Source organism: Pseudomonas sp., from assembly GCF_036404235.1.
Classification (GTDB): domain Bacteria; phylum Pseudomonadota; class Gammaproteobacteria; order Pseudomonadales; family Pseudomonadaceae; genus Aquipseudomonas.
This window is the reverse complement of sequence record NZ_DASWOT010000075.1, coordinates 1-24,053: the sequence shown is the minus strand read 5'-3', so window position 1 is coordinate 24,053 and position 24,053 is coordinate 1. Positions and strand designations below refer to the sequence as shown.

General features: G+C 57.7%; 15 protein-coding genes, 3 pseudogenes and 2 riboswitches. Of the genes and pseudogenes, 9 read left to right on the top strand and 9 right to left on the bottom strand.

The window, feature by feature from the left end; genetic code table 11:
- Positions 1-48 precede the first annotated feature (48 nt).
- Both VGC62_RS09345 and VGC62_RS09340 read right to left on the bottom strand, forming a co-directional pair.
- Positions 49-1,404: a DUF1329 domain-containing protein gene (locus VGC62_RS09345; RefSeq protein ID WP_331186788.1), complete on the bottom strand. Its 1,356-nt coding sequence runs from the start codon at positions 1,402-1,404 to the stop codon at positions 49-51.
- 33 nt (positions 1,405-1,437) lie between these two features.
- Complete coding sequence (locus VGC62_RS09340; RefSeq protein ID WP_414705774.1) at positions 1,438-3,096, bottom strand: DUF1302 domain-containing protein; 1,659 nt, start codon at positions 3,094-3,096, stop codon at positions 1,438-1,440.
- 403 nt (positions 3,097-3,499) lie between these two features.
- Between VGC62_RS09340 and VGC62_RS09335 the strand changes: the two genes are divergently transcribed.
- The 4 genes and pseudogenes from VGC62_RS09335 to VGC62_RS09320 form a co-directional block, all read left to right on the top strand.
- Positions 3,500-4,423 (top strand): LysR substrate-binding domain-containing protein, encoded by a 924-nt coding sequence (locus VGC62_RS09335; protein WP_331186787.1) that lies wholly within the window; start codon positions 3,500-3,502, stop codon positions 4,421-4,423.
- 375 nt (positions 4,424-4,798) lie between these two features.
- Positions 4,799-5,080 (top strand): annotated as a pseudogene (locus tag VGC62_RS09330) (nitrilase-related carbon-nitrogen hydrolase); the annotation flags it as partial.
- A gap of 20 nt (positions 5,081-5,100) precedes the next feature.
- Positions 5,101-5,293, top strand: a pseudogene (locus VGC62_RS09325) (transposase); the annotation flags it as partial.
- 263 nt (positions 5,294-5,556) lie between these two features.
- Positions 5,557-5,916, top strand: a pseudogene (locus tag VGC62_RS09320) (nucleoside 2-deoxyribosyltransferase); the annotation flags it as partial.
- Positions 5,917-5,937: 21 nt separating this feature from the next.
- On the opposite strand, the gene VGC62_RS09315 reads toward VGC62_RS09320, so the two are convergent.
- The 4 genes from VGC62_RS09315 to cobW all read right to left on the bottom strand — a co-directional run bounded on the left by VGC62_RS09315 (position 5,938) and on the right by cobW (position 12,512).
- Positions 5,938-6,492 (bottom strand): vWA domain-containing protein, encoded by a 555-nt coding sequence (locus VGC62_RS09315; protein ID WP_331186804.1) that lies wholly within the window; start codon positions 6,490-6,492, stop codon positions 5,938-5,940.
- A gap of 101 nt (positions 6,493-6,593) precedes the next feature.
- Positions 6,594-7,613 (bottom strand): ATP-binding protein, encoded by a 1,020-nt coding sequence (locus VGC62_RS09310; RefSeq protein ID WP_331186786.1) that lies wholly within the window; start codon positions 7,611-7,613, stop codon positions 6,594-6,596.
- Positions 7,614-7,664: 51 nt separating this feature from the next.
- The gene (gene cobN / locus VGC62_RS09305; protein WP_331186785.1) at positions 7,665-11,429 is read right to left on the bottom strand and encodes a cobaltochelatase subunit CobN; all 3,765 of its coding nucleotides are present in this window, start codon (positions 11,427-11,429) and stop codon (positions 7,665-7,667) included.
- A gap of 3 nt (positions 11,430-11,432) precedes the next feature.
- The gene (cobW, locus tag VGC62_RS09300; protein WP_331186784.1) at positions 11,433-12,512 is read right to left on the bottom strand and encodes a cobalamin biosynthesis protein CobW; all 1,080 of its coding nucleotides are present in this window, start codon (positions 12,510-12,512) and stop codon (positions 11,433-11,435) included.
- A 115-nt stretch (positions 12,513-12,627) separates the two neighbouring features.
- Positions 12,628-12,826: riboswitch (cobalamin riboswitch) on the bottom strand.
- A 157-nt stretch (positions 12,827-12,983) separates the two neighbouring features.
- A riboswitch (cobalamin riboswitch) is annotated at positions 12,984-13,220 on the top strand.
- Between the two features lie 97 nt (positions 13,221-13,317).
- On the opposite strand from cobW, the gene VGC62_RS09295 reads away from it, so the two are divergent.
- The 4 genes from VGC62_RS09295 (at position 13,318) to cobM (ending at position 15,514) form a co-directional block, all read left to right on the top strand.
- Positions 13,318-13,509: a CbtB domain-containing protein gene (locus VGC62_RS09295; RefSeq protein ID WP_331186783.1), complete on the top strand. Its 192-nt coding sequence runs from the start codon at positions 13,318-13,320 to the stop codon at positions 13,507-13,509.
- Between the two features lie 11 nt (positions 13,510-13,520).
- Positions 13,521-14,246 carry a CbtA family protein gene (locus tag VGC62_RS09290; protein WP_331186782.1) on the top strand — a complete coding sequence of 242 codons (726 nt, stop codon included), beginning with the start codon at positions 13,521-13,523 and terminating at the stop codon, positions 14,244-14,246.
- Complete coding sequence (locus tag VGC62_RS09285) at positions 14,243-14,662, top strand: cobalamin biosynthesis protein (protein ID WP_331186781.1); 420 nt, start codon at positions 14,243-14,245, stop codon at positions 14,660-14,662. Before VGC62_RS09290 ends, VGC62_RS09285 begins: the two co-directional genes overlap by 4 nt.
- Before the next feature lie 105 nt (positions 14,663-14,767).
- Positions 14,768-15,514 carry a precorrin-4 C(11)-methyltransferase gene (gene cobM, locus VGC62_RS09280; RefSeq protein WP_331186780.1) on the top strand — a complete coding sequence of 249 codons (747 nt, stop codon included), beginning with the start codon at positions 14,768-14,770 and terminating at the stop codon, positions 15,512-15,514.
- Between the two features lie 101 nt (positions 15,515-15,615).
- Here cobM and nfuA read toward each other — a convergent pair whose 3' ends face one another.
- The 3 genes from nfuA to VGC62_RS09265 all read right to left on the bottom strand — a co-directional run bounded on the left by nfuA (position 15,616) and on the right by VGC62_RS09265 (position 19,974).
- Positions 15,616-16,209, bottom strand: coding sequence for a Fe-S biogenesis protein NfuA (nfuA, locus tag VGC62_RS09275; RefSeq protein ID WP_331186779.1), 594 nt, complete (start codon positions 16,207-16,209; stop codon positions 15,616-15,618).
- A gap of 113 nt (positions 16,210-16,322) precedes the next feature.
- Entirely contained in the window at positions 16,323-17,342 is a 1,020-nt protein-coding gene (locus tag VGC62_RS09270) for an acyltransferase (RefSeq protein ID WP_331186778.1), read from the bottom strand.
- 322 nt (positions 17,343-17,664) lie between these two features.
- Positions 17,665-19,974 (bottom strand): fatty acid cis/trans isomerase, encoded by a 2,310-nt coding sequence (locus tag VGC62_RS09265; RefSeq protein ID WP_331186777.1) that lies wholly within the window; start codon positions 19,972-19,974, stop codon positions 17,665-17,667.
- A gap of 170 nt (positions 19,975-20,144) precedes the next feature.
- On the opposite strand from VGC62_RS09265, the gene metH reads away from it, so the two are divergent.
- On the top strand, positions 20,145-23,855 hold the full coding sequence (metH, locus tag VGC62_RS09260) for a methionine synthase (protein WP_331186776.1): 3,711 nt from the start codon (positions 20,145-20,147) through the stop codon (positions 23,853-23,855).
- Positions 23,856-24,053 lie beyond the last annotated feature (198 nt).

The window sequence follows — 24,053 nt, the reverse complement described above, 5'->3', positions numbered from 1 at the left end:
CCGCTACCCTGCCCGTGGGGTTAAGTAGCGACACGGCAACCGGGTGATTTAACGCACGCCTTCGGCACCCACTGAGTCGCCGGTAAAGTACGTCTCTGGCTTGCGCCCCACCACATGGAAAGTGGCTTCGTTAAGTGATTGCGACGAACTCATGGTATTGGCCTGCAAGTTGAAAACATGCGCAGGTTTGAGGCCCAGCATCGGCACGGATGGCAACAGGAAAGGCGTCACCTGAGTGGTACGCCACAGTTTGCCTTCACTGTCATAGCCATCCATCAGCAGCACCATCCAGGAGTCTTCGTCCAGGTAGTAACGACGTTTGGGCACCGCATGACGCTTGCCAGCAGCAACCGTCGCTTCCACTTCCCACACGCGGTGCAGCTCCCAACGCACCTTGTCAGGATTCAAATGATGCTTGCCGTAGGCCTGATCCAGCGAAGAGGTGACCACTTCATTAGTGTTGTAAGGTACATACATCTCGCGCTTACCCACCAACTTCCAGTCATAGCGGTCGACATGCCCCATCAAGCCCATGACTTCATCGAAGTAGTTCGCACCCGAGGCCACGAAGTCCGGCGTGTCATACGCCACCGTCGGTGCCCGGCGCACACGACGCTGGCCGACCAGATACTGCCAGGCCTGACGTGCCTGACTGACGTTGATGCTGTCGCGAAACACCAGAGACTCCCCGGCCTTGAAGGGCGGCGCAATGGTGCTGAAACGTTGCAGGAAATATTCACCGCTCCATTTATCTGCCGAACCATCCTTGTAGTAGTACGGATATTGATTGGACTGATCGTTCATCGTCGCCATGGCCCGTGAGCCATCGGACGTCAAAATGATGTTTTTGAAGTTCGCTACCTCAGTGGCTTCATTTTCGACCCGCAACAAGTGATTCCAGATAGCTTCGACACCTGACTTGGGAATAGGGAACGGCACTCCGCCATAGCAACCCTCCAACGACATGCCATTATCTTTAACCTTGCACTGGGTGGCATTTTTCAGGGTGTTGTCATAAACATACTGCGCCGCCGCCGCCGTACGATGCGTGGGGTAAACATCCAGGCGAAAGGTATCGGGGTACTTTTTCAGCAACGCCTGAGTGCCTTCGGACAACTTATCCGCATACGGCCCCATGTTCTGTGCGGTGATCTTTATCAGTGGTCTCTCATCGGCAAATAACTTGACCGGGATATCACCGATTTTCTCACTGGAAACAGACAACCCCTTGACCCCGCTCCAGGCCGGGATACTGCCGTCCTTATTTGCCGCCATCTCACCGCCCAGCGGGGTCAGGCTGCTTTTAAGCTGCGCGGCTTCGTCTGCGCCCACCGCAGCTTGCGCCATTTGCGTGGCAAGAAAACTGGCAACGATTGCCGCCCATAAAACGCTTTTCTTATACATTGTGATGCCCCTCAGGCGGGAAAAAATCCGAACTTAAAAAGTGCGTTGAACCGACAACGAAATGAAATCACGGTCGCCATGAAAGTTTTTATAGGAGAGTTCGGGTACGTCAGTGTCGTACTTGATAATTGAACCTTCCGGCCCGTAGTAGTGTGTGTAATTGAGACTGGCCTGCCAGGTTTTCATGTAGTCGCCCTTTAGCCCCACGGTGATATTGCCGCCGTGCTCTGAGGGAAATAACACACCGTTGACGGCGGAGCGGCCGGAAATCCCATAACTCACACCCATCGGAACCTGAAGGTCCAGACCCGGTGCTACCTGGAAATACTCAGGCGTGAAAATAAACTGCAACGCACTGGCGCTGCGCGTCGCCTCAGGATCAAGCTGATCTCGGTTTTCCGTGACGCTCAACAGTCGGTTATAGGCAAGTTCACCGATAAAGGAGGCGCCATCCCAAAATGGCGTGGCGGCCAACACATCAATCGCTGACAAGTTGGCATGCATAGTACGACCCACCGGGAAGGCCGCTTTGTTATCGCCATCCGCGCCCTGACTGGCCAGCACAATCACCGTATTGCCGCTGGCCACCAACGGCATGTTGCTACGAAACGAGACTTCTCCGGCGACGTTGGTTTCACCGATCAAGGTACTGAAGCTAGCGCCTACCGTACGGATATTTTCGCCGAAGACTTCCTCGTAAGAGCCGGTATCAGGGTGAACATAAAACTGTGGCATCTTGTCGTGAAATTGCGCTGCATAAACACCGTATTCCACATCACCAACACTAAATTTTAGTTGAACTCCGCCCTGCCCCGAATTCTTAGCATCAATATCATGCCCGCGGGAAAAAGAGACGCCCGGCCCCATGATCAGCGACTCGCCACCGTCATCAATGAAGTCGGCAAAACTGAAGTAACTACCTGCGGCGGGCAAACGGCTCTTGCGCCATTCCAACTGGTAATAGGCGCCAATTGACACGTTTGAATTGAGCTGCAATTGGCCGGAGAGCTGATCGATCGGCCGAAGTATCTCTTTGAACTGAGAGTTTGGGACTGAAAGCGCCTTGATCAAGTCGAGCGATGTTTGCGCCGCCGCAATGCCGTTACTGCCGAAAAACAGGCTTTCGCCGTAGAGCTGGGTAAAACGACCTGCCTTGATGTTGAGCTGCATGTCCGCCGGGGTAAAACTGCCGTAGACAAACGAATCCAACATTTCCGCCTTACGGCCCTGCAACTTCTCGGTGTCCGAGGTGAATTTGTCATAACGGACCGAATGCGAATTCACCAGTGCGCCATTGAGCGCGCCTGGGTTGTCGTTGGATTGGTTATAGACATCGTCATACCAAGCTGCACCGCTGAGGCGTAAGCCGAAATTGCGTTTGTACCGTATGTCGAATTCAGATAGCAGATCGAGGCGATTGGAAATAAGCCCACGGTCAAAGTTCAGGTCACCATCGTTGGTGTTGGCCTGAACGCCGATTGAGTTATTAGCGACATCGGAATCTGCACTGCGAACCCGCCATGCAGCGCTGTATTTTACGGTGTTATCCAATGACATCTGGATGTCAGGATTACCGGAATCGATCTGAAATGCATAGGTTGCACTGCTCATCGACAATCCAGCGAGTACGCCAAATGCCAAGGCTGAGCGATAGCCAAAGGAAGCATTTGACTGATAGGTATTGTTACCCATGTCGTCTCCTTGATTTTTTTTGTTTTTGTATTTTTCGTTCTGCCCCCGCGAATATTTGCCTCGCGCTTCTCAACAGAAGATGTGCACAAAACTATTGCTCTTGAGAGTTACCGTCCAATACCAAAAATCTGCCAATCCGATACCTATTAGGTATCGCTATGCTCGTGGCGGCTACCCGTTGTGGAATATCTCCCACTCAGGTGTGGGCCGCGGCGAAACGCGGACAGCAGGAGGATCAGTTGATCACGCATTGACGGAGCATGTTTGAGCGTATTCCGGCGCCCGCAACCGGCTAACGCAATCAGGACAAAATATATTGGTTGAACGCGTGCAACTCCAATATCATTAACGTTTGCTTCAGTACCTCTAGCGTATTGAGCAACCACCCAAAAGGCTGCCTCACATGGATTTGCGCCATATTCGCTACTTCATCGCTGTTGCGGAGGAACTGAATATGCGCCGGGCATCCACCCGTCTACATATCTCACAGCCTCCGTTGACTCGACAGATCCAGCAGTTGGAAGATGAGTTGGGCGTACAGTTATTCATTCGCACACCACGTGGTATGGAACTGACTCAGGCCGGTGAATTGTTCCTCGCTGAAGCCCGCAATATTCACTCTGTGGTCGAGCAGGCAACTGAGCGAACGCAGAGAGCCGGTCAGGGGATGCTGGGCAAGCTGGATATCGGAATCTTTGGCTCGGGCATTCTTGATACCATCCCCAAGCTGTTATTGACATTCCGCAACAGCCATCCAGACGTAAAAATCGTTCTACATAACATGAATAAGGACGAACAAATCGATGCCTTGCGTCAGCGTCGAATAGACGCGGGCTTCAACCGATTTATCATTCCGTCACCCGATATTGCCAATGAACTCGTTATCACGGAAAAGCTGTTGCTGGCAGTCAACGAGAAGCATCCTCTGGCACGCGAAACCATCGTCCCGTTTCACCGACTGGCCGATCATAAATTGATCTTGTTTCCTACGGGTTCGCGTCCAAACTTTGTCGATAAAGTAATGAGCATGTGCGAAAAATCGGGGTTCATCCCACAGGTTGTACAGGAGGTCGATGATACCGTGACCGGAGTGGCCTTGGTGGCCAGTAACTTTGGCGTCTGCCTGGTTCCTGAGTCGGCTTCAGTCCTTACTCTGCCTGGGGTAGTATATCGCGCGCTGAGCGATGCACCCGACAATGCCCAAATCGATTTGAGCTGCATTTATCGGGCCGATGACTGTTCTCCTATCCTTAATTCATTCCTAAACATAGTCCGAGATTTTCGCAACAGAGCCATTGGCAGAGCAATACCTGGTGAAACTAAATAAACATGCCATCACTACAATCTCCACTTTTACCACGCTCGCTTAATGAGTCGCAGTAGGAATGACTGTCGCCCCACCCTGCACTTACATGGACGCCATTTAAATCGCCAAGGTTTCAATCTTTGACAGTTCTAAGGAGAAATTTCACTCCGACATCCGGACTTTCGGTGCGACCGCTTGTGCGCTCTCCCCACATGAAAACATGTACAACACAATTCAAGTCGAAAAAATTACACACTACATCACAACAATGACATCCCCACCATGGAGCTTCAAATCATGTCATTGCAGTGCCCTTGCTGTAACTCACCAAAAATCGCCTCTCTCCACTGAACTCAGGACGTCTCGTCTTGACGAAGACTGCTTATCCGCTGCTGAATCCTCAACAGGAATCCTGCTTCAAAAGCATCTTGGCAGTCACCGACAGGAAAGGTCTTTCGGGTTTGCGCCAAGCTCCATCTCTGGGGCGACGAGCATCTGTACTTCGAGGCTGGGGATCTCGACTTACCCTTGTTCTATATGCCTTTTGGCCGATTGGGAATGATCATCTGCTACGACGGCTGGTTCCCCGAGGCATATCGGCTGTTGGCAATACAAGGCGCGGATATCGTCTGCATGCCGACCAACTGGGTACCGATGCCAGAGCAGGGCGACAGTGCCAGGATCATGGCCAATACCCGGGCCGTAAACCCTACACGCTGGAAACCATGCTGCGCACTCATCTGTTGCAGAACTGGTTTTCCCTGGGAAATCCGGCCAAGGAAGAAGCGCTTTACGAAACCACACCGATGCGTCAGTTCGCACGCCTGACGCTGAGTGCATCAATCCCCGAAGACCACGATCATGAGTTTCCGGCACTTGCTGGCTCGACACTTCGACCCATCCGCAAAATGCTGGCTGGCCCGTACCGTGAACACTTAGACCGGTACCGTGAAGATCGTTCTGAACGCGTAACAGCATCGGCATCCCGAATCCCTGATTATGTGGCTCAATAGCTGGCCCATCGGTTTCCCCTGTCAACGCTTCACCCTGCACCTCGCGGTGCAACATGCATGACTCCGGGTCTGATTGATTCGCCATTTCTTACCAGTATCGAACTTTCATCGACTATCCTGCGCCAGCTTTAACTGACGCACTATCCGTTCGACAACGAAGTCACGCCCAACCTCTCGCCCCGGCAGACCGCCCGTGAAATCTGTTCGTTGAACATTGCGATGACTCGACATTGCACGGCTGTACTTGCCGACTTGAATGTGTTTCGCCGCTTGGAGCCAGACTCCGGCACCGCGCTTGAAGTCGGCATGGCGGTGGAGCTGAGCAAACCGGTGTGGACCTATTTCGCGCCGGTTTCGTCGCTGCGTAAGCTGGTGGAGCACGATGTCCAAGGTTTTCCAGTGGAAGACTTCGGTTTGCCGCGCAATTTAATGATGGCTGTACCTGGGCCGGTTCCAGCGCAACGATTGAACCTGGGGGCCGAGGCGCTGGCGGCCTTTTTGATCAGTCTTGAGACTTGTGGCTTACAGCTCATCGATATGCCGATACTCGGCGCCGAGCATCGTTGCGATATCAGCCGCCCTTCCCAGCCGTATTGGCCCCTTTTCCATATCGATCAGCAGACTGGGGCATTCAAACGCTGCCAATGACGACAACTGCTTGACGCGCCCATCAGTGAGCACCAGCACCCGCTGTGACTCCGCCGGATAACGTTTGTGACGCTGATGCAACCATTCTGCCGCTTGATCCAGCGCATCGAACAACGGCGTGCCACCACCGGCGCCCAACGCATCCAGCCATGGCTGCAGCGCCGCACTGGCTTTCAAGCCCTGGTGCTGCCAGCGGGCATGGTTGCCGCTGGCGGTGAGTAACGCCAGCCGCACGCGATGTCGATAGGCGTCATCGAATAGCTGAGAGAGCAGCCCTTTGGCCAGGCTCAACGCCTGATGCCGCCGGGTTGACGCCGATGCATCGACAATCACCAACCACAACGCTTGTGGCCGTGCGCTGCGAGGCTGGCGAACAAGATCGGAGCAAACCTTTGGCCGTCCGCGTAACAAGGTCGGCAGCCAGGCAATCGCACCCTCGACCCCAGACCGCGCCGCGCCGCTTTTGCCTGCGTTAAGTCGACCGGGCCGGGGGCTGGCATCCGCCCCCTTGATCGAACGAGGGCGGATGCCTACGGCTTTTTTGGCCAGCTCGGAATGTCTCGACGTTTCCCGGTGGCGACCTGTTGCGCTGGCAGCTCACCCCAACTGCCCTCGCCCTCGTCGTGACCGGGTGATTGCCCGCTTGGCTCGTTGCCAGGCTTAGAGGGCTGCTGTGACGCGGGCGGTTGCGTTTCAGGCAAATGACGACGCCGATGGCGCAAGGCAAACTCGGCCACTGCGTCCAGATCCTCCTCGGCAATCGCCGCTGCTCCACGCCAGGCCGCATGCGCACGTGCTGCACGCAGCCAGACCAGATCCGCGCGCAGCCCATCCACACCCGCCGCAAAACAGCGCTCAGTAATCAATTCAAGGCTGTGATCGTCCAACGCAATGGTCGGCAACAATACCCGCGCACGTTCGCAACGGGCCCTCAAGGCGTTTTGCTGTTCGGCCCATCGCTCGCAAAACGCTTCGGGCGAAGCATCGAAATCCAGCCGACGACGGATGATCTGGCTGCGTTCGACCGGCGCGGTACGCCCGCTCAACACCACGTTCAGGCCAAAGCGATCGAGCAACTGCGCACGTAATTCGCCTTCCTCAGGGTTCATGGTGCCGATCAGGACAAAACGCGCCGGATGGCGATGGGAGATGCCGTCACGTTCCACCAGATTGACCCCGCTGGCGGCGACATCCAGCAGCAGGTCGACCAAATGATCCGGCAGCAGATTGACCTCATCCACATACAGCACACCGCCGTCGGCCTTGGCCAGCACGCCCGGTGAAAACGCTACGCGTCCCTCCCCCAATGCAGCATCGAGGTCCAGCGTACCCACCAAACGCTCTTCGGTTGCGCCCAAGGGCAAGGTGACGAACTGACCACTGGCCAGCAAATCGGCCAGCCCGCGCGCCAAGGTGGACTTCGCCATCCCCCGTGGCCCCTCGATCAACACACCGCCGATCTGCGGGTCAATGGCCGTCAGGCACAGTGCCAATTTCAACGCATCGGCGCCCACCACCGCCGCCAATGGAAAATGCGGTACTTCACTCATTGCACGGTTCTCGCGTCCGTCGTGCGGCTGACAGCGTGTAGCTGACGCCCATCACGATTCTTCAATGTCCAACAGCAGATTTTCCAACGCCTCGCGGTATTGGCCAGGGTCCTGCCACAAGCCACGCTGCTGAGCCTCTAGCATGCGCTCTGTCATCTCGCGTAGTGCGTGCGGATTGTGTTGCGCAATGAACTCGCGCGTCGAGGGGTCCAGCAAATACGCGTCCGCCAGCAGCGCGTATTGGTGATCGTCGATCAGCTCGGTGGTGGCGTCGAAGGCAAACAGGAAATCCACGGTCGCCGCCATTTCGAACGCGCCTTTGTAGCCATGGCGTTTGACCCCCTCGATCCATTTCGGATTGGCCGCCCTCGACCGCACGACACGATTCAGCTCTTCTTTCAGGGTGCGAATCCTTGGCAAGTCCGGCTGACTGTGATCACCGTGATAACTGGCGATCTGTGCACCGCGCAGGCTTTCTGCTGCCGCCAACATGCCGCCCTGAAACTGGTAATAATCGTTGGAGTCGAGCAGATCGTGTTCACGATTGTCCTGGTTCTGCAGCACGGCTTGCACCTGGTTCAGGCGCTGGGCGAAATGTTCGCGTGCGGGGGTGCCTTCATCGCTGGCGCCATAGGCATAACCGCCCCAATTCAGATACACCTCGGCCAAGTCATCGCGGGTCTGCCACAAGCGACCATCGATGGCGTTCTGCACCCCCGCGCCATACGCACCCGGCTTGGACCCGAAGATGCGCCAACCGGCTTGACGTGCGGCCTGCTCGGGCGTGGCGCCTGCGCGCTGAAACTCGGCGCGCTCCTCACGTACGCGGGCAGCCAGGGGGTTCATGTCGTCCGGCTCATCCAACGCGGCGACCGCCTGTACCGCCGCATCGAACAACCGAATCAGGTTGGCGAACGCGTCGCGAAAGAAACCCGAAACACGCAGCGTGACGTCGACACGCGGGCGGTCCAGCAGGCTCAAGGGCAAGATTTCGAAATCATCGACACGCTGGCTGCCTGTGGCCCACACCGGACGAACCCCCATCAAGGCCATCGCCTGGGCGATATCATCGCCGCCCGTACGCATGGTGGCGGTGCCCCAGACCGACAGCCCAAGTTGACGTAAATGATCACCATTGTCTTGTAAGTGCCTTTCCAGCAAAAGATTTGCCGACTGAAAGCCAATCCGCCACGCAGTGGTGGTCGGCAGGTTACGCACGTCCACCGAAAAGAAGTTACGCCCGGTTGGCAGCACATCCAAACGTCCGCGACTGGGTGCGCCGCTGGGGCCTGCCGGCACGAAACGCCCGCTCAGGGCATCCAGCAAACCGCTCATTTCCGCAGGTCCACATGCGTCCAGGCGCGGCGCCACAACTTCGTGTAAAGAATCAACTATCAGCGATAGTTCTTTGTTTTCTAAAGAAATATATTCAGATTTATCGCTCAGTACGCGCTCAATCAAACGGGCTGCATACAACTCCAGACGCTCACGGGTATCGCCCGCCGTGCGCCATGGCTCGTCACTGACCTCATGTAATGCATGAGGTTTCGGGCCAGTCCATGGATCGCCCAATACACAATCGAGCGGGTCGATTCCCAGCCCGAACGCCTTGCTCAACACCCTCAACAAACTCGCCTGCGCGCCTTTGCCGTCGCCTCGTGGAATGCGCAGCAGCGCCAGCAAGGTGTCGATGCGCAGACGCCCGGTCGGGGACTCGCCAAAAACATGCAGGCCATCGCGAATCTGTGATTCCTTTAGGTCACACAGGTACGTGTCGAGTCGCGGCAGCCAGATTGCAGCATCGACCTCGCTGTCGAGGCTCTCATCCAGGGCCAGTTCACGATCGATGTGGGTTTCGCGCACCAGATTGAGAATGTCTTTTTGCAGCTCACGGGCGCGTCGCGGGTCGAGCAACTGCGCTTCGTAGTATTCGTCCGCCAACAGTTCCAGGTTGCGCAATGGCCCATAGGTTTCGGCGCGGGTCAGCGGCGGCATCAGGTGGTCGATGATCACCGCCTGGGTGCGGCGCTTGGCCTGAGCGCCCTCACCCGGATCGTTAACGATGAAGGGATAGATGTTCGGCATGGCGCCGAGGATCGCATCCGGCCAGCAGTGTTCGGACAAGCCCACGCCTTTGCCCGGCAGCCATTCCAGATTGCCGTGCTTACCAACGTGAATCACGGCATGGGCGCCATAGCTTTTACGCAGCCAGAAGTAAAACGCCAGATAACCGTGGGTGGGCACCAAATCGGGGTCGTGATACACCGCGCTGTGGTCAACGTCATAACCCCGTGCGGGCTGGATGCCAATGAAGGTCAGGCCATAACGCAGGCCAGCGACCATCATCCGGCCACTGCGGCACATCGGGTCAGTGTGCGCCAGGCCCCAGCGCTGGATCACTGCCTGGCGATTAGCCTGGGGCAATGCCTGGAAGGCGGCCAGGTATTCGTCCATCGCCATACTTTGGTGGCAAGGCCGCTGATCCATGCTTTCAGGGTCATTGGTGACGCCGCCGAGCAATGCGTGAATCAGCTCGGTGCCGGTATCAGGCAACGGTGCCAGCGGATAGCCCTGGTTTTGCAGGGCGCGCAGGATATTGAGCGCCGCTGCGGGTGTATCAAGGCCAACGCCGTTGCCGATACGCCCATCGCGGGTCGGGTAATTGGCCAGGATCAAGGCCACACGCTTGTCCTGATTGGGCACGCGCGCCAGTAGAGTCCAGCGTCGCGCCAGTTCGGCGACAAAGTCCATGCGTTCGGGCTGAGCCCGGTAGCAGACCACGTCCGACTGACTGCGCTCACTGTGCCACGCCAGATCCTTGAAACTGATCGGCCGACTGATAATGCGCCCGTCCAGCTCTGGCAAAGCAATGTGCATCGCCAGATCGCGGGAGCCGAGCCCTTGCTCACTGGCCCGCCACGCCGGTTCGTTATCCTGCGCGCAGATGGCCTGGATCACCGGGATGTTGCGGCGAAACGGCCGCAGGTGCGGCGCCTCCGGACTTGATTGGGCAAAGCCTGTGGTGTTGAGGATGATCTGGGCGTCGGCCTCGTCCATCCAGTCCTGCACCGCCGTCAGACACGCAGGCTCTTTGAGGCTGGCAACGGCAATCGGCAAGGGATTCAAGCCCTGCGCCAACAAGCACTCGCAGAACACATCGATGAAGCCGGTGTTGGCCGCCTGCAAATGCGAGCGATAAAACAGCACGGCCGCCACTGGCTGACCGGCTAACCAGTCAGCCTGCCAATCGAGCAGTTCGGCGCTGGCCTTTTTCGGGTGATAGAGGGCGGTGCGCGGCAAGGCTTGCGGCTCGGACCACGAATAGTCGCGCCCCAGCCAGCCACTGGCCAGACACCGATAAAGTTGCAGCGCGTTGTGCTTGCCGCCCTGACGCAAGAAATGCCACAGCCGTTCGGCATCCTCGGCCGGCACGGTGCTCAGGCCACTCAACTCAGGGTCGGGACGATCATCGCCGGGCACCAGAATCAGCGTTACCCCGCGCGCGGCCAGTTCGACCAAGCGCTCGACACCGTAGCGCCAATAGCCGATGCCGCCGTGCAGGGAAATCAGAATAACCTTGGCGTGCCGCAACACCTGATCGACGTACAGGTCGACCGAGGCGTGGTTCTGCACCTGCATCGGGTTGGCCAGACGCAGGCTGGGATAATCGTCCGGCAGTTGCTGCGCGGTTTCGGCGAGCAACGCCAGATGCGAGTCGCCGCTGCACAGAATCACCAATTGGGCGGGGGTTTGCCCGAGATCAGCAATGCTGTCGTCCGGGACAAAACCGCCGGGCTGGGTTCTGAGCAGGTGCATGCCTTAACCTTGGATCGCTACAGCCACGACCGCAGCGCGCAGTTGAGCCTCAAGCACCGAGGCATCGAGTTTCTGACCGATCAGCACCAGGTGCGTGAGGCGTTCTTCGTCAGCCTTCCAGGCGCGATCGAAGTGCTTGTCGAAACGCGTACCGACGCCTTGCACCAGCAAGCGCATCGGTTTGCCGGGAATCGCCGCAAAGCCTTTGACACGCAAGATGCCGTGCTGCACGACCGCTTGGGTCAGAGCATCCAGCAGCAGGCGCTCATCAGCTTGCGGCAGGCTGATGGAAATCGAATCGAAGGCGTCATGATCGTGGTCGTCATGGTCATCACCTTCGTGGTGATCGTGGTGGGTCTTGCGGCTGTCGATGTGTTGTTCGGACTCGGCGCCAAGGCCCAGCAGGACGCTGATCGGCAACTGACCTTTGCTGGCCTCGATGACCTTCACCGCAGGCGGCAGCTCTTCAGCCACTTCGGCGCGCACGGCAGCCAGTAATGCGGCATCGAGTAGGTCGGCCTTGTTGAGGATCACCAGATCGGCGCTGGCCAGTTGATCGGCGAACAGCTCGTGCAGTGGCGATTCATGGTCCAGGTTTGGGTCGAGTTTGCGCTGCGCATCGACCTGATCAGGGAAGGCTGCGAAGGTGCCGGCCAGTACGGCGGGGCTATCGACCACCGTGATCACCGCGTCGACGGTGCAGGCGTTACGGATTTCCGGCCATTGGAAGGCCTGCACCAACGGCTTGGGCAAGGCCAGACCACTGGTCTCGATAAGGATGTGGTCGAGGTCGCCACGCCGGGCAACCAGTTCGCGCATCACCGGGAAGAACTCTTCCTGAACGGTGCAGCACAGGCAACCATTGGCCAACTCATACACGCGCCCGTTGGCTTCTTCTTCGGTACAGCCTATGGTGCATTGCTTGAGGATATCGCCGTCAATGCCCAGTTCGCCGAACTCGTTGACGATCACCGCAATACGGCGACCTTGAGCGTTGTCGAGCATGTGCCGCAGCAAGGTGGTTTTGCCCGAGCCGAGGAAGCCGGTAACGATGGTGACGGGGAGTTTGGCCAGCGTTTTCATCTGATGCCCTTTGACATTACGGCGGGCAAACAGGACGAGAACAGCGCAGCACACTGGCTGGCAGTTCGATTCGCCACCGGATCACCCCGCCCGGTTGTAGTGAGAATGCTTAGGGCATGATGCCCAGGTCGAGGCAGGTCTCCTGGCTGACGGTGGCATGCGGTGTTCAATGAGAAAACCGACAGGCATTCATCGCGCCTTCCCGCTTGCGCAGTGGCTGTGCAATGAACATGACCGTTTACAGTTGCGGGGGCAGCTGCGGCATTCAACCGCATTCCCTTCCAGGGCCCTGGGCGACAACTGGCTGCATTCGCGACGCTCGCCACTTCTCGTACAAGTCCCTGACGCCAGCTACGTGCCGGCTAACCTCGACTGCGCAAGGCTACGCAGTGACCTTGCACAGGTCAATCACCGAACCGGTCATTCAATGGTCAGCCCTCAGGATTGACGCTGCCCGTCGGACCATGCTCTCCTACACGCCTTGTTACGGGTGCCCTTCACAGGGTGAAACGGGAAACCGGTGCGTATGAGCTACAAGCTTGTGCAAGTCCGGCGCTGCCCCCGCAACGGTAAGCGAGTGAAGGGTCAAATCCACTGTGTTCGTCATGGCTATAGGCGTGCGACATGGGAAGGCGACTCTTGGTGATTGAGCGTGTGTACGCGCAATCCCTCGCAAGCCCGGAGACCGGCCCGAAACATTCACATAACAAACCCGCGGTGGGCGGGCGCTGTTGAGTCTCTGCTGACGCCTGTCAGCGGGTTCCATTGCGCTTTCCTGCTCGCTGACATTTCAGAGGGAAGCGCCATGTCGATCAGCACTACCAGCCCAACTACCCCTTCGAGCACCACAGCCACCCAGACCCAACGCCTGACCGCCGCCGTCAGCGCGATGATCCTGGGCGCCTGCCTGGTCTACTTCGCCGGTTTCTCGCACATCGATGCGGTACACAATGCCGCGCACGACACCCGTCACAGCGCAGCCTTTCCTTGCCATTGAGACCTGACGCCATGTTCAAGCGTATCGCTCAAACCGCAGGCTTCACGGGCTTGCTCGCGGCCCTGTTGCTGACATTGCTGCAAAGCCTCTGGGTCGCCCCGCTGATTCTTCAGGCGGAAACCTATGAAAAAGCCCCTGCCGCGCAAGTCCAACCTCATGACCACGCAGAAGGCGCGATGCCCGGCCATGTGCATGACGCACAGGCCTGGGAACCTGAAGACGGCTGGCAGCGCGTGCTGTCCACCACCGGCGGTAATCTGGTGGTCGCTGTGGGTTTCGCGCTGATGCTCGCTGCGCTTTACACCTTGCGTGCGCCAGGCCGGACCTCACAAGGCGCCCTCTGGGGGCTGGCCGGTTTTGCCGTGTTCGTGTTGGCCCCGACCCTTGGCCTGCCACCTGAATTACCGGGCACCGCGGCCGCGGATCTGACCCAGCGTCAACTCTGGTGGATTGGCACTGCCGCATCGACTGCGGTGGCGCTGGCGTTGCTGGTCTTCGCGCAGAGCTGGATGCTCAAGGTATTGGGTGTAGCGATTTTGCTGGTCCCGCATGTGATTGGCGCACCTCAGCCGCAAGTTCACGCCAGCCTGGCACCGGAAGCCCTGGAGTCGCAGTTCAAAATCGCCTCCCTGCTGACTAACGCGGTGTTCTGGGTTGCCATGGGCGTGATCAGCGCCTGGTTGTTCCGCCGCAACAATCCTGAACTGCACGCCTCAGAATTGCCGCACGCCGCATGATACCGCCCGGCAACTCGCCCATCCTGGTGGCTGGGCTAGGCTGCCGGCGAGGTTGCTCGGCAGACTCGTTGCTCGAACTGATCGACCACAGCCTCAAGCGTGAAGGCCTGACTGTTCAGGCCATCACTGCCCTGGCCTCCATCGACCTGAAGGCATCGGAACCGGGCTTGCTTGAACTGGCCGAAACGCTGGGTTTACCCTTGGTGTTTTTCAGTGCCTATGAGTTATCGGTGTTTGACGGACAATTGACTCATCGCTCGCAGAGCGCCTTTGAGGCGACCGGGTGTCATGGCGTAGCCGAGAGCGCGGCATTGGCGTTGGCTACACGCCTGGCGGGATCAGCGCCGCGCTTATTGATAGAACGCCGTAAAAACAGTCACGCGACATTCGCACTGGCTGGCCGCATCTCCTTGTAGGAGCCAACTTGTTGGCGAAGCCCTTGCCTGGAGCACTTCATCATCGTCTGCCTCGCCAATAAAATAAGTTGGCGCCTATAGGTCATCACCTACTCTGGAGCCCCCATGACGGTTTTTTTCATTGGCGCAGGTCCCGGCGATCCGGAACTGATTACCGTCAAAGGCCAGCGCCTGATCCGCTCGTGCCCGGTCATTATCTATGCTGGCTCATTGGTGCCAGAGGCAGTACTTGAGGGGCATCGGGCGGCTCAAGTGACCAACAGCGCCCCATTGCACCTTGAACAAATCATCGCCTTGATGAAATCCGCTCATGAACAAGGCCAGGATGTGGCCAGGGTCCACTCTGGCGACCCGAGTCTGTATGGCGCCATTGGCGAGCAGATCCGTTACCTGCGCGAGCTGGATATCCCGTTTGAAATCATCCCAGGCGTCACCGCCACCGCTGCGTGTGCTGCGCTGCTGGGCACCGAACTGACCCTGCCGGGCCTCTCACAGAGCGTGATTCTGACCCGCTATGCCGACAAGACATCGATGCCGGAAGGCGAAGCATTGGCCGATCTGGCGCGGCACAAGGCAACCATGGCAATCCACCTGGGGGTCAACAACCTCGGCAAAATCGTGGCCGAACTGACACCCCACTACGGTGCCGACTGCCCTATTGCCGTGGTCCATCGTGCCAGTTGGCCGGATCAGGATTGGGTGCGGGGTACGCTGGCGGACATCGAAGTGAAGGTGCAGGAAAAGGGCTTTCGCCGCACTGCATTGATCCTGGTCGGGCGAGTGTTGGGCAATGAGGTGTTCAGCGAGTCATCGCTGTATAGCGCCGGACATGCGCATGTGTTTAGGCGGTAAATCAGCGGTATTCAACGACCTGGCAAGAGCGCGTCTGCAAATCCTGCACCCACAAAAAAGCCCCGAACCAGTCAGGGCATTTTTTTAACAGCGCGAACCCATCAGTAGTAGGCGTTCTCTTTCTGGGTGTGGTCGGTCACGTCGCGCACGGCGCTCAGCTCGGGAATGCGCTCAAGCAAGGTGCGCTCGATACCTTCCTTGAGCGTCACATCGGCCTGGCCACACCCTTGGCAACCACCACCGAATTGCAGCACGGCAATGTTGGCGTTGTCTTCTTCGACCACATCAATCAGGCTGACCTGACCGCCATGGCTGGCCAAACCTGGGTTGATTTCGGTTTGCAGGTAGTAGTTGATCCGCTCGTTGATGGGGCTGTCGGCATTAACCATCGGAACCTTGGCGTTTGGCGCCTTGATGGTCAGTTGGCCGCCCATGCGGTCGGTTGCGTAATCGACAACGGCGTCATCCAGAAACGCTTCACTGAAGGAGTCGATCCAGGCCGTGAAGCTTTTCAGGCCGATGGCCTTGTCTTCGGATTTCTCTTCACCCGGTTTGCAATAGGCAATGCAGGTTTCAGCGTACTGGGTGCCAGGCTGGGTAATAAACACGCGGATGCCAATACCCGGGGTGTTCTGTTTTTCAAGCAGATCAGCCAAATAATCGTGGGCGGCATCGGTAATAGTAATAGCGGTCATGAAAATTCCTCGCAGACGTGGCCGCAGTTTACGCCAATCGCCAGCGCCTTACAAAGTCCTAGTGTTTTACTAGGATAAAAAAATGTAGGGCAAAGCCAAGACCAGCCCCTCACTCAAGACAGCGCCGCTTCCTTCGCCAGTCTGCGGTTATCCAGCCAGCCTTTCATCCGTCGATACAGGCCCTTCTCGATCACTTCGTAACTGGCCCACGCCCCCAGGGCAATGATCGGGACACACACGGCAAACACCGCGTAAGGGTTAAAACCATACCGTTCGCTCGCCAGCCAACCGCCGTACAGCACCAACACGTGCAACAGATACACCGAATAGGAGCAGTCGCCCATCGTCTTCAACAGACGGCTGCCACGCAAGTAGGGTTCCAGCGAGATACACGCCACTACAATCACCGCGCTTGGCAGGCCCCAGTTGATGATTCGCACCGTCGGTTCCAACTGATTGATGATCATCACCGCCCCGACAATCGCCAGCAACGGCAACCACAGGCGCTGGCTGATCCACCCGCGACGGTAGATGACACCTATACCGATCCCCAGCAGGAATTCATAAACAATGTCGTTGGCATAGAACCGGCTGATCAGGCCAGAACGCCCCAGCACATCACTGACCGCAAACAGCGCAGCGGCGATGATTAAAGGCCGATGGCGCTGCTGGAACAAAAAAACCATCGAGAACAGCACGTAAAAAAGCATCTCATAATTCAAGGTCCAGCCAACGTTCAGGGTCGGATACAGCCCGTAGCCGCCTGGATTTTCCGAAGGAATGAACAGCAAAGACAACATGAAACTTTGCCAATCGACCACCTGATGCGGCAGCAACGGGCTGGCGATCCATACCAGCAATCCCATGACCACGGTGTACAGCCAGTATGCCGGGACGATACGAATGATGCGGTTGAGCATGAACCGGCCGACAGGCATGTCTTTGTCGAAAGTCGACAGGTAGATGACCAAGCCGCTGATGACGAAGAAGATGTCGACGCCGACGGCGCCCTTCGCGGTGAAAAACTCCCCCAACGGACCGCTTGGATGGAAGTCAAAAAAAATCTGCATGAAGTGATGACACACAACAGCCCACGCGGCGAGTGCCCGCAGGGCTTGAACCGAAATCAACATCGCTAACCTCTTGCCGCTTACACCGGAAACCTCGACCCAAGGCACTTATGAAGGCCAGTACTTCAAGGACGACTCGCAGTTTCCGACTGCCATACGGTTCAAAAGGTTCGCGCAGCCTGACGGGGTGTCTAATGGCGGCAGGCCATGTTCTACAAGGGTTTGGCGGTGATGCACAGCGTATGCAGGGGGCATGCATAAGGGGGGCTGGTTTATTTTTTGCGTTTTTTAAACAATTGATCTGTCCCCGACGGCGGTATTCGACGCTCCAACCAGGGACAGATTGATTCGCGGCAAAGCGAGGCAAAAATCAGCCCCCTTGCGGTCAAAGATTCTCGTACCGATTCATGTCCAGCACCCCCGCTTCCTGTGGCTCGGTCTCTTGGATGTAACGCTCCAGATCATGAAAGTACGTCCAGAACAACGGATGACTACGGCGCACGCCCCAACGCTGGACGATGTTATCAAAAGCGTCTTGGTGTCTGGCCTGCTCCATGGCGGCGACAAATTCGCTCACCTCGTTAGCCGGGACGTTGAACATGAAGTTCGGGTAGCTGCTCAGCACGCCGGGATAAATTGTCAGGGTGTCCAGTCCCGGTTGATAGCGATACGCCTCGCCCAGCAGAAACGCCACATTACTGTGGGACCGGTTGCGCAGCATGCTGTACATGATGCGTTTACCGCTGCCGTCCTGGATACGCAACATGGTCGCTTCAGGAAGCTGATCGATGACTTTCAACCCCGCCGCCGGACGCGACACCAGACGACTTAACGTTTGCTCGACGTCAGCGAATACCGGATCAATACCTGGCCGCGAGCAATAGGCGCCGGCGCAGCGATTGATCGGATCGGGCGTTGCGTTTAGCGTCCCGGCACGCTCGACCAGCTTGCGTTCGAAATCACGCTTGGGGTCTTTCTCGTCCAGCTTCATTCCGGTCGGTGTGCTGTCGTCGATGCGCTGGTAATCCAGCCACATCTTCACTTTCCCGCCGTTCTGGTACCAATTGCCGAGGATCTCGTCGCGCTTGTCAGCAGGCATCAAGCGCAGGAAGTTGACCTCGGCACCATTGCGAATCAGATCGAAATACAGGCGGGTCTGCACCTGGTGCGAAATGTTGCCGTAGACGTCGAAGTTAACCGCCAATTGATAATAGGTGCGTTCCAGCAACGGATAATCGAACAGCCACACCGAATTCGGCAAATCGCCGATCAAGCCCTTGTTGACCGAGGCGCTGTCGAAATGCCGAAAGATGGTCAGCAGCGCATTGTCGTTGCCAGCCCATAACGTTGCCCAGCCAGGTGGCGAGATGTCTGCGTAGGCATCTGTGCGCAGCTCTTCATATTCATTGCGCTTGTCCCGGTAGTCATGCCAAACGCTCAGTACACTGCCAACGTCGTCGTTTTGCCCCGGCATCGCCAGCAGCGGCGTAGCCTTGGCGCGGTAGACGGCATCAGTGACATAACGGTCGTGGGCCGGCTCCTGGAACAGCGCCCAGAAGTGGTCACGAATCACATCGGAGGCGATCTGCCCGCGGCACACAGGCCCGCGAATGAAGGTGCGCACGAAGTACTCGGCGTTATCGAGCATGAACTGATAACGGGCGACGGCCGGGATTTCCTTGAACGTATCAAACGGGTTGGCGCGGTGCAGTGGGCCATAACCAGGCAGCGCGTCAGCATGCCAGTCTCCACTGTAGAACAGCTGCTTGACCCGCTGCATTTTCTGCGGCCCCATCGGGTAGGTGATGTGGGTCTTGTGTACGATCACACCTTGCACCGGCATCAGGCGGTAGAAGAACTCCGAACCCGGATCGTCATCAGGACGTCGAGCAGCGATCAGGTCAACCGGCTGGCCGCTAGGCGTACGCGAGCGCACCCACTGAAAAAAATGCCCCGGCTCCCCGCCAGTGAAATAGATGTGCGCCAGGAACAAGTGCTCATAAAGCCAACGCCCAACCAACGCCTCGGTTGAACCGGGACGATTGAGCAACGCTTCCCACTCTGCGATCTGGGCAGCTTCGCCAGGGCTGGCTTGAATCGGCATCTGGTCGACAGGCGCACCGGCCTTCAGCCATTGTTGCAGCGTCTGGTACTGACTATCGGTCAGCCTGGTAACTGCCAGCGGCATGCCTTCTTTTGGATGCGCCTGCTTATAGCCGTCGAATTCAGCGGGCATCGGGCACAGGTTTTCCCGATTCAGCCCCAGCATGATGTCATCCGGCAATTTGGCATTAGGCACCAATGGCGTGCTGTGCCCCAATTCGAGCATTCGCGCCATTAACGCAGCCTGGTTGCTCTGACCATCGAGCACCGAATAGAAGCCTTTGACGCGCCAGGCTTGCGGCCCCTGGGCATCGTAGAAAATCCGTGTTGGTGTAATCGCCTGACTGCGCTCGCCTTGATAAACCTGGACTTTCGACGCCCCCCGCAAGGCCCCTTCTCCGCTGCCCAGATTCAACTGGCACGCCGCATCGTTGCAGGCATGACACGCGACACACTTCTCGGTGAAGATCGGTTGAATGTCCCGGCTGTAGGAAATGCCCGACGGATTCGCGGAAAGATCAATCGGTGACTGCGCGAATGCTGCACCGCAACACATCAGGGCCATAAAGCTGGCGAGCAAGCGATGCAACATAGAACAGGTGTCCTGAAATTAAAACGCGTCGATTCTACCCGTAGCGAACGGCCATCAACATGAGCAGAATTCATGTAAAACCGCGCACGGTTTAAAACGGCGCAGGTTTGCTATTATTTCTCACTTTTAGTGATCACCTATTTTCAGTATTTCTTCATCCAGGTAGCCCTATGTCAGATCGCAGCGCCCGTCTTCAAGCACTCAAGCAGGCTCTCAAAGAGAGGATCCTGATCCTCGACGGTGGCATGGGCACCATGATCCAAAGCTATCGGCTGGAGGAAGAAGACTATCGCGGCAAACGCTTTGCCGACTGGCCAAGTGACGTCAAGGGTAACAACGACCTGTTGATCCTGACGCGCCCGGATGTGATCGGTGCCATCGAGAAAGAATACCTCGACGCCGGTGCCGATATCCTAGAAACCAACACTTTCAACGCCACCCAAGTGTCCCAGGCCGACTATGGCATGGAAGCGCTGGTGTATGAGTTGAACGTCGAAGGCGCACGCCTGGCCCGTAAGGTAGCCGACGCCAAGAGCCTTGAAACCCCTGACAAACCGCGCTTCGTCGCAGGTGTGCTCGGCCCGACCAGCCGCACCTGCTCGCTGTCGCCGGATGTCAACAATCCAGGCTACCGCAACGTCACCTTTGACGAACTGGTGGAGAATTACACCGAAGCCACTAAAGGCTTGATCGAAGGCGGCGCGGACCTGATCCTGATCGAAACCATTTTCGATACGCTGAACGCCAAGGCTGCCATTTTCGCCGTGCAAGGCGTGTTCGACGAAATCGGCTTTGAGCTGCCGATCATGATTTCCGGGACCATCACCGACGCCTCCGGCCGCACCCTTTCGGGCCAGACCACCGAAGCATTCTGGAACTCGGTAAGCCACGCCAATCCGATCTCCGTGGGACTGAACTGCGCATTGGGCGCCAGCGAACTGCGTCCTTATCTGGAAGAGCTGTCGAACAAAGCCAATACCCACATTTCCGCGCACCCTAACGCGGGCTTGCCCAACGAATTCGGCGAATACGATGAAGCGCCCAACCAGACTGCGGCGGTGATCGAGGAGTTCGCCCAGAGCGGCTTTCTGAATATCGTCGGCGGCTGCTGCGGGACCACCCCCGCGCACATCAAGGCCATCGCCAACGCAGTAAAAGGCTACGCGCCACGGGTGATTCCGGACATCCCGAAAGCCTGTCGCTTGTCGGGCCTGGAACCGTTCACCATTGATCGCCAGTCGTTATTCGTCAACGTCGGTGAGCGCACCAACATCACCGGTTCCGCCCGTTTTGCCCGCCTGATCCGCGAGGACAACTACACCGAAGCCCTGGAAGTCGCCCTGCAACAGGTCGAAGCCGGTGCCCAAGTGATCGACATCAACATGGACGAAGGCATGCTGGATTCGAAGAAGGCCATGGTGACCTTCCTCAATCTGATTGCTGGCGAGCCGGACATCTCCCGCGTGCCGATCATGATTGACTCCTCCAAGTGGGAAGTCATCGAGGCCGGGCTCAAGTGCATTCAGGGCAAGGGCATCGTCAACTCCATCAGCATGAAAGAAGGCGTCGAGCAGTTCATTCATCACGCCAAACTGTGCAAGCGTTACGGCGCGGCCGTGGTGGTGATGGCGTTTGATGAAGACGGCCAGGCCGATACCGAAACGCGCAAGAAAGAAATCTGCAAGCGCTCCTACGACATTCTGGTCAACGAAGTCGGCTTCCCGCCGCAAGACATCATTTTCGACCCGAACATCTTCGCCATCGCCACCGGCATCGAGGAGCACAACAACTACGCCGTCGACTTCATCAATGCCTGCGCCTACATCCGCGATAACCTGCCACACGCCCTGACGTCTGGTGGCGTGTCCAACGTGTCGTTCTCGTTTCGCGGCAACAACCCGGTGCGCGAGGCGATTCACTCGGTGTTCCTGCTGCATGCGATCCGCAACGGCCTGAGCATGGGCATCGTCAACGCCGGCCAGTTGGAAATCTACGATCAGATCCCTCAGCAGTTGCGCGATGCCGTGGAAGACGTGGTGCTCAACCGCACACCGGAAGGCACCGAAGCGCTGTTGGCCATTGCCGACCAGTACAAGGGCGACGGCAGTGTCAAGGAAGCCGAAACCGAAGAGTGGCGCAGCTGGGACGTCAACAAACGTCTGGAGCATGCGCTGGTCAAGGGCATTACCACGCACATCGTTGAAGACACCGAAGAGTCGCGTCAGTCGTTCAAGCGCCCGATCGAGGTCATCGAAGGCCCGTTGATGTCAGGCATGAACATCGTCGGCGACCTGTTTGGCTCAGGCAAAATGTTCCTGCCGCAGGTGGTGAAGTCCGCCCGCGTAATGAAACAGGCGGTTGCGCACCTGATTCCGTTCATTGAAGAAGAAAAAGGCGACAAACCCGAAGCCAAGGGCAAGATCCTCATGGCCACGGTGAAAGGCGATGTCCACGACATCGGCAAGAACATCGTTGGCGTGGTGCTGGGCTGTAACGGCTATGACATCGTCGATCTGGGCGTGATGGTCCCTGCGGAGAAAATCCTGCAGGTCGCCAAGGAGCAGAAATGCGACATCATCGGCCTGTCCGGCCTGATTACCCCGTCGCTGGATGAAATGGTCCACGTGGCCCGCGAGATGCAGCGTCAGGATTTCCATCTGCCGCTGATGATCGGTGGCGCCACCACCTCCAAAGCGCACACCGCAGTGAAGATCGAGCCCAAATACAGCAACGATGCGGTGATTTACGTCACCGACGCGTCCCGCGCGGTAGGCGTGGCGACGCAACTGCTGTCCAAGGAGCTGAAACCGGCGTTCATCGAGAAAACCCGGCTGGAATACATTGAAGTGCGCGAGCGCACCTCGGCCCGCAGCGCACGCACCGAGCGCCTGAGCTACGGCGCGGCGATTGCCAAAAAGCCGCAGTTCGACTGGGCCAGCTACGCGCCAGTCAAGCCGACCTTCACCGGCGCCAAGGTGCTGGAGGACATCGACCTGAACGTGCTGGCCGAGTACATCGACTGGACCCCGTTCTTCATTTCCTGGGATCTGGCCGGCAAATACCCACGCATCCTTACCGATGAGGTCGTGGGTGAAGCAGCCACCTCACTGTTCAACGACGCCCAGCAGCTACTACGCAAGCTGATCGATGAGAAGCTGATCCGCGCACGTGCGGTGTTCGGTTTCTGGCCGGCCAATCAGGTGGATAACGACGACCTGGAAGTTTACGACGATGACGGCAAGCCACTGACCAGGCTGCATCATTTGCGCCAGCAGATCATCAAGACCGACGGCAAGCCCAATTTCTCCCTGGCCGATTTTGTCGCGCCCAAGGACAGCGGCATCACCGATTACATCGGCGGTTTCATCACCACCGCTGGCATCGGCGCCGAGGAAGTGTCCAAGGCCTATCAGGACGCGGGCGACGATTACAACGCGATCATGGTCAAGGCCCTGGCCGACCGTCTGGCCGAAGCGTGCGCCGAATGGCTGCACCAACAAGTGCGTAAACAGTACTGGGGTTACGCCAAGGACGAAACGCTGGATAACGACGACCTGATCAAAGAGAAATACCTCGGCATCCGCCCTGCTCCGGGTTACCCGGCGTGCCCGGACCACACCGAAAAGGCGCAGCTGTTCGCACTGCTGGACCCGACTCAGGGCGACGGCAAACCGGGGGTCAGCGGCGTGTTCCTGACCGAGCACTACGCGATGTTCCCGGCGGCGGCGGTCAGTGGCTGGTACTTCGCACATCCGCAAGCGCAGTACTTTGCCGTGGGCAAGGTCGACAAGGATCAGGTCGAAAGCTACAACGCCCGCAAAGGTCAGGACATGCGCGTGACCGAGCGCTGGCTCGCCCCTAATCTTGGGTATGACGAATAAGGGTTGCCTGGATAGGCCGAAGGGAGCGACGTGATTCGCTCCCTTTTTTATGCGCACTGTCCCGTCCTGAATAAGGTTTACACCTTCTGATCTATTTTCAGGAGGGCGTAATGGAATCAGCAAAAAGGCGTAGTCAGCGAGACTACACGCTGACTTTTAAATTGTCGGTCGTCGACCAAGTCGAAAAAGGCGAGCTGA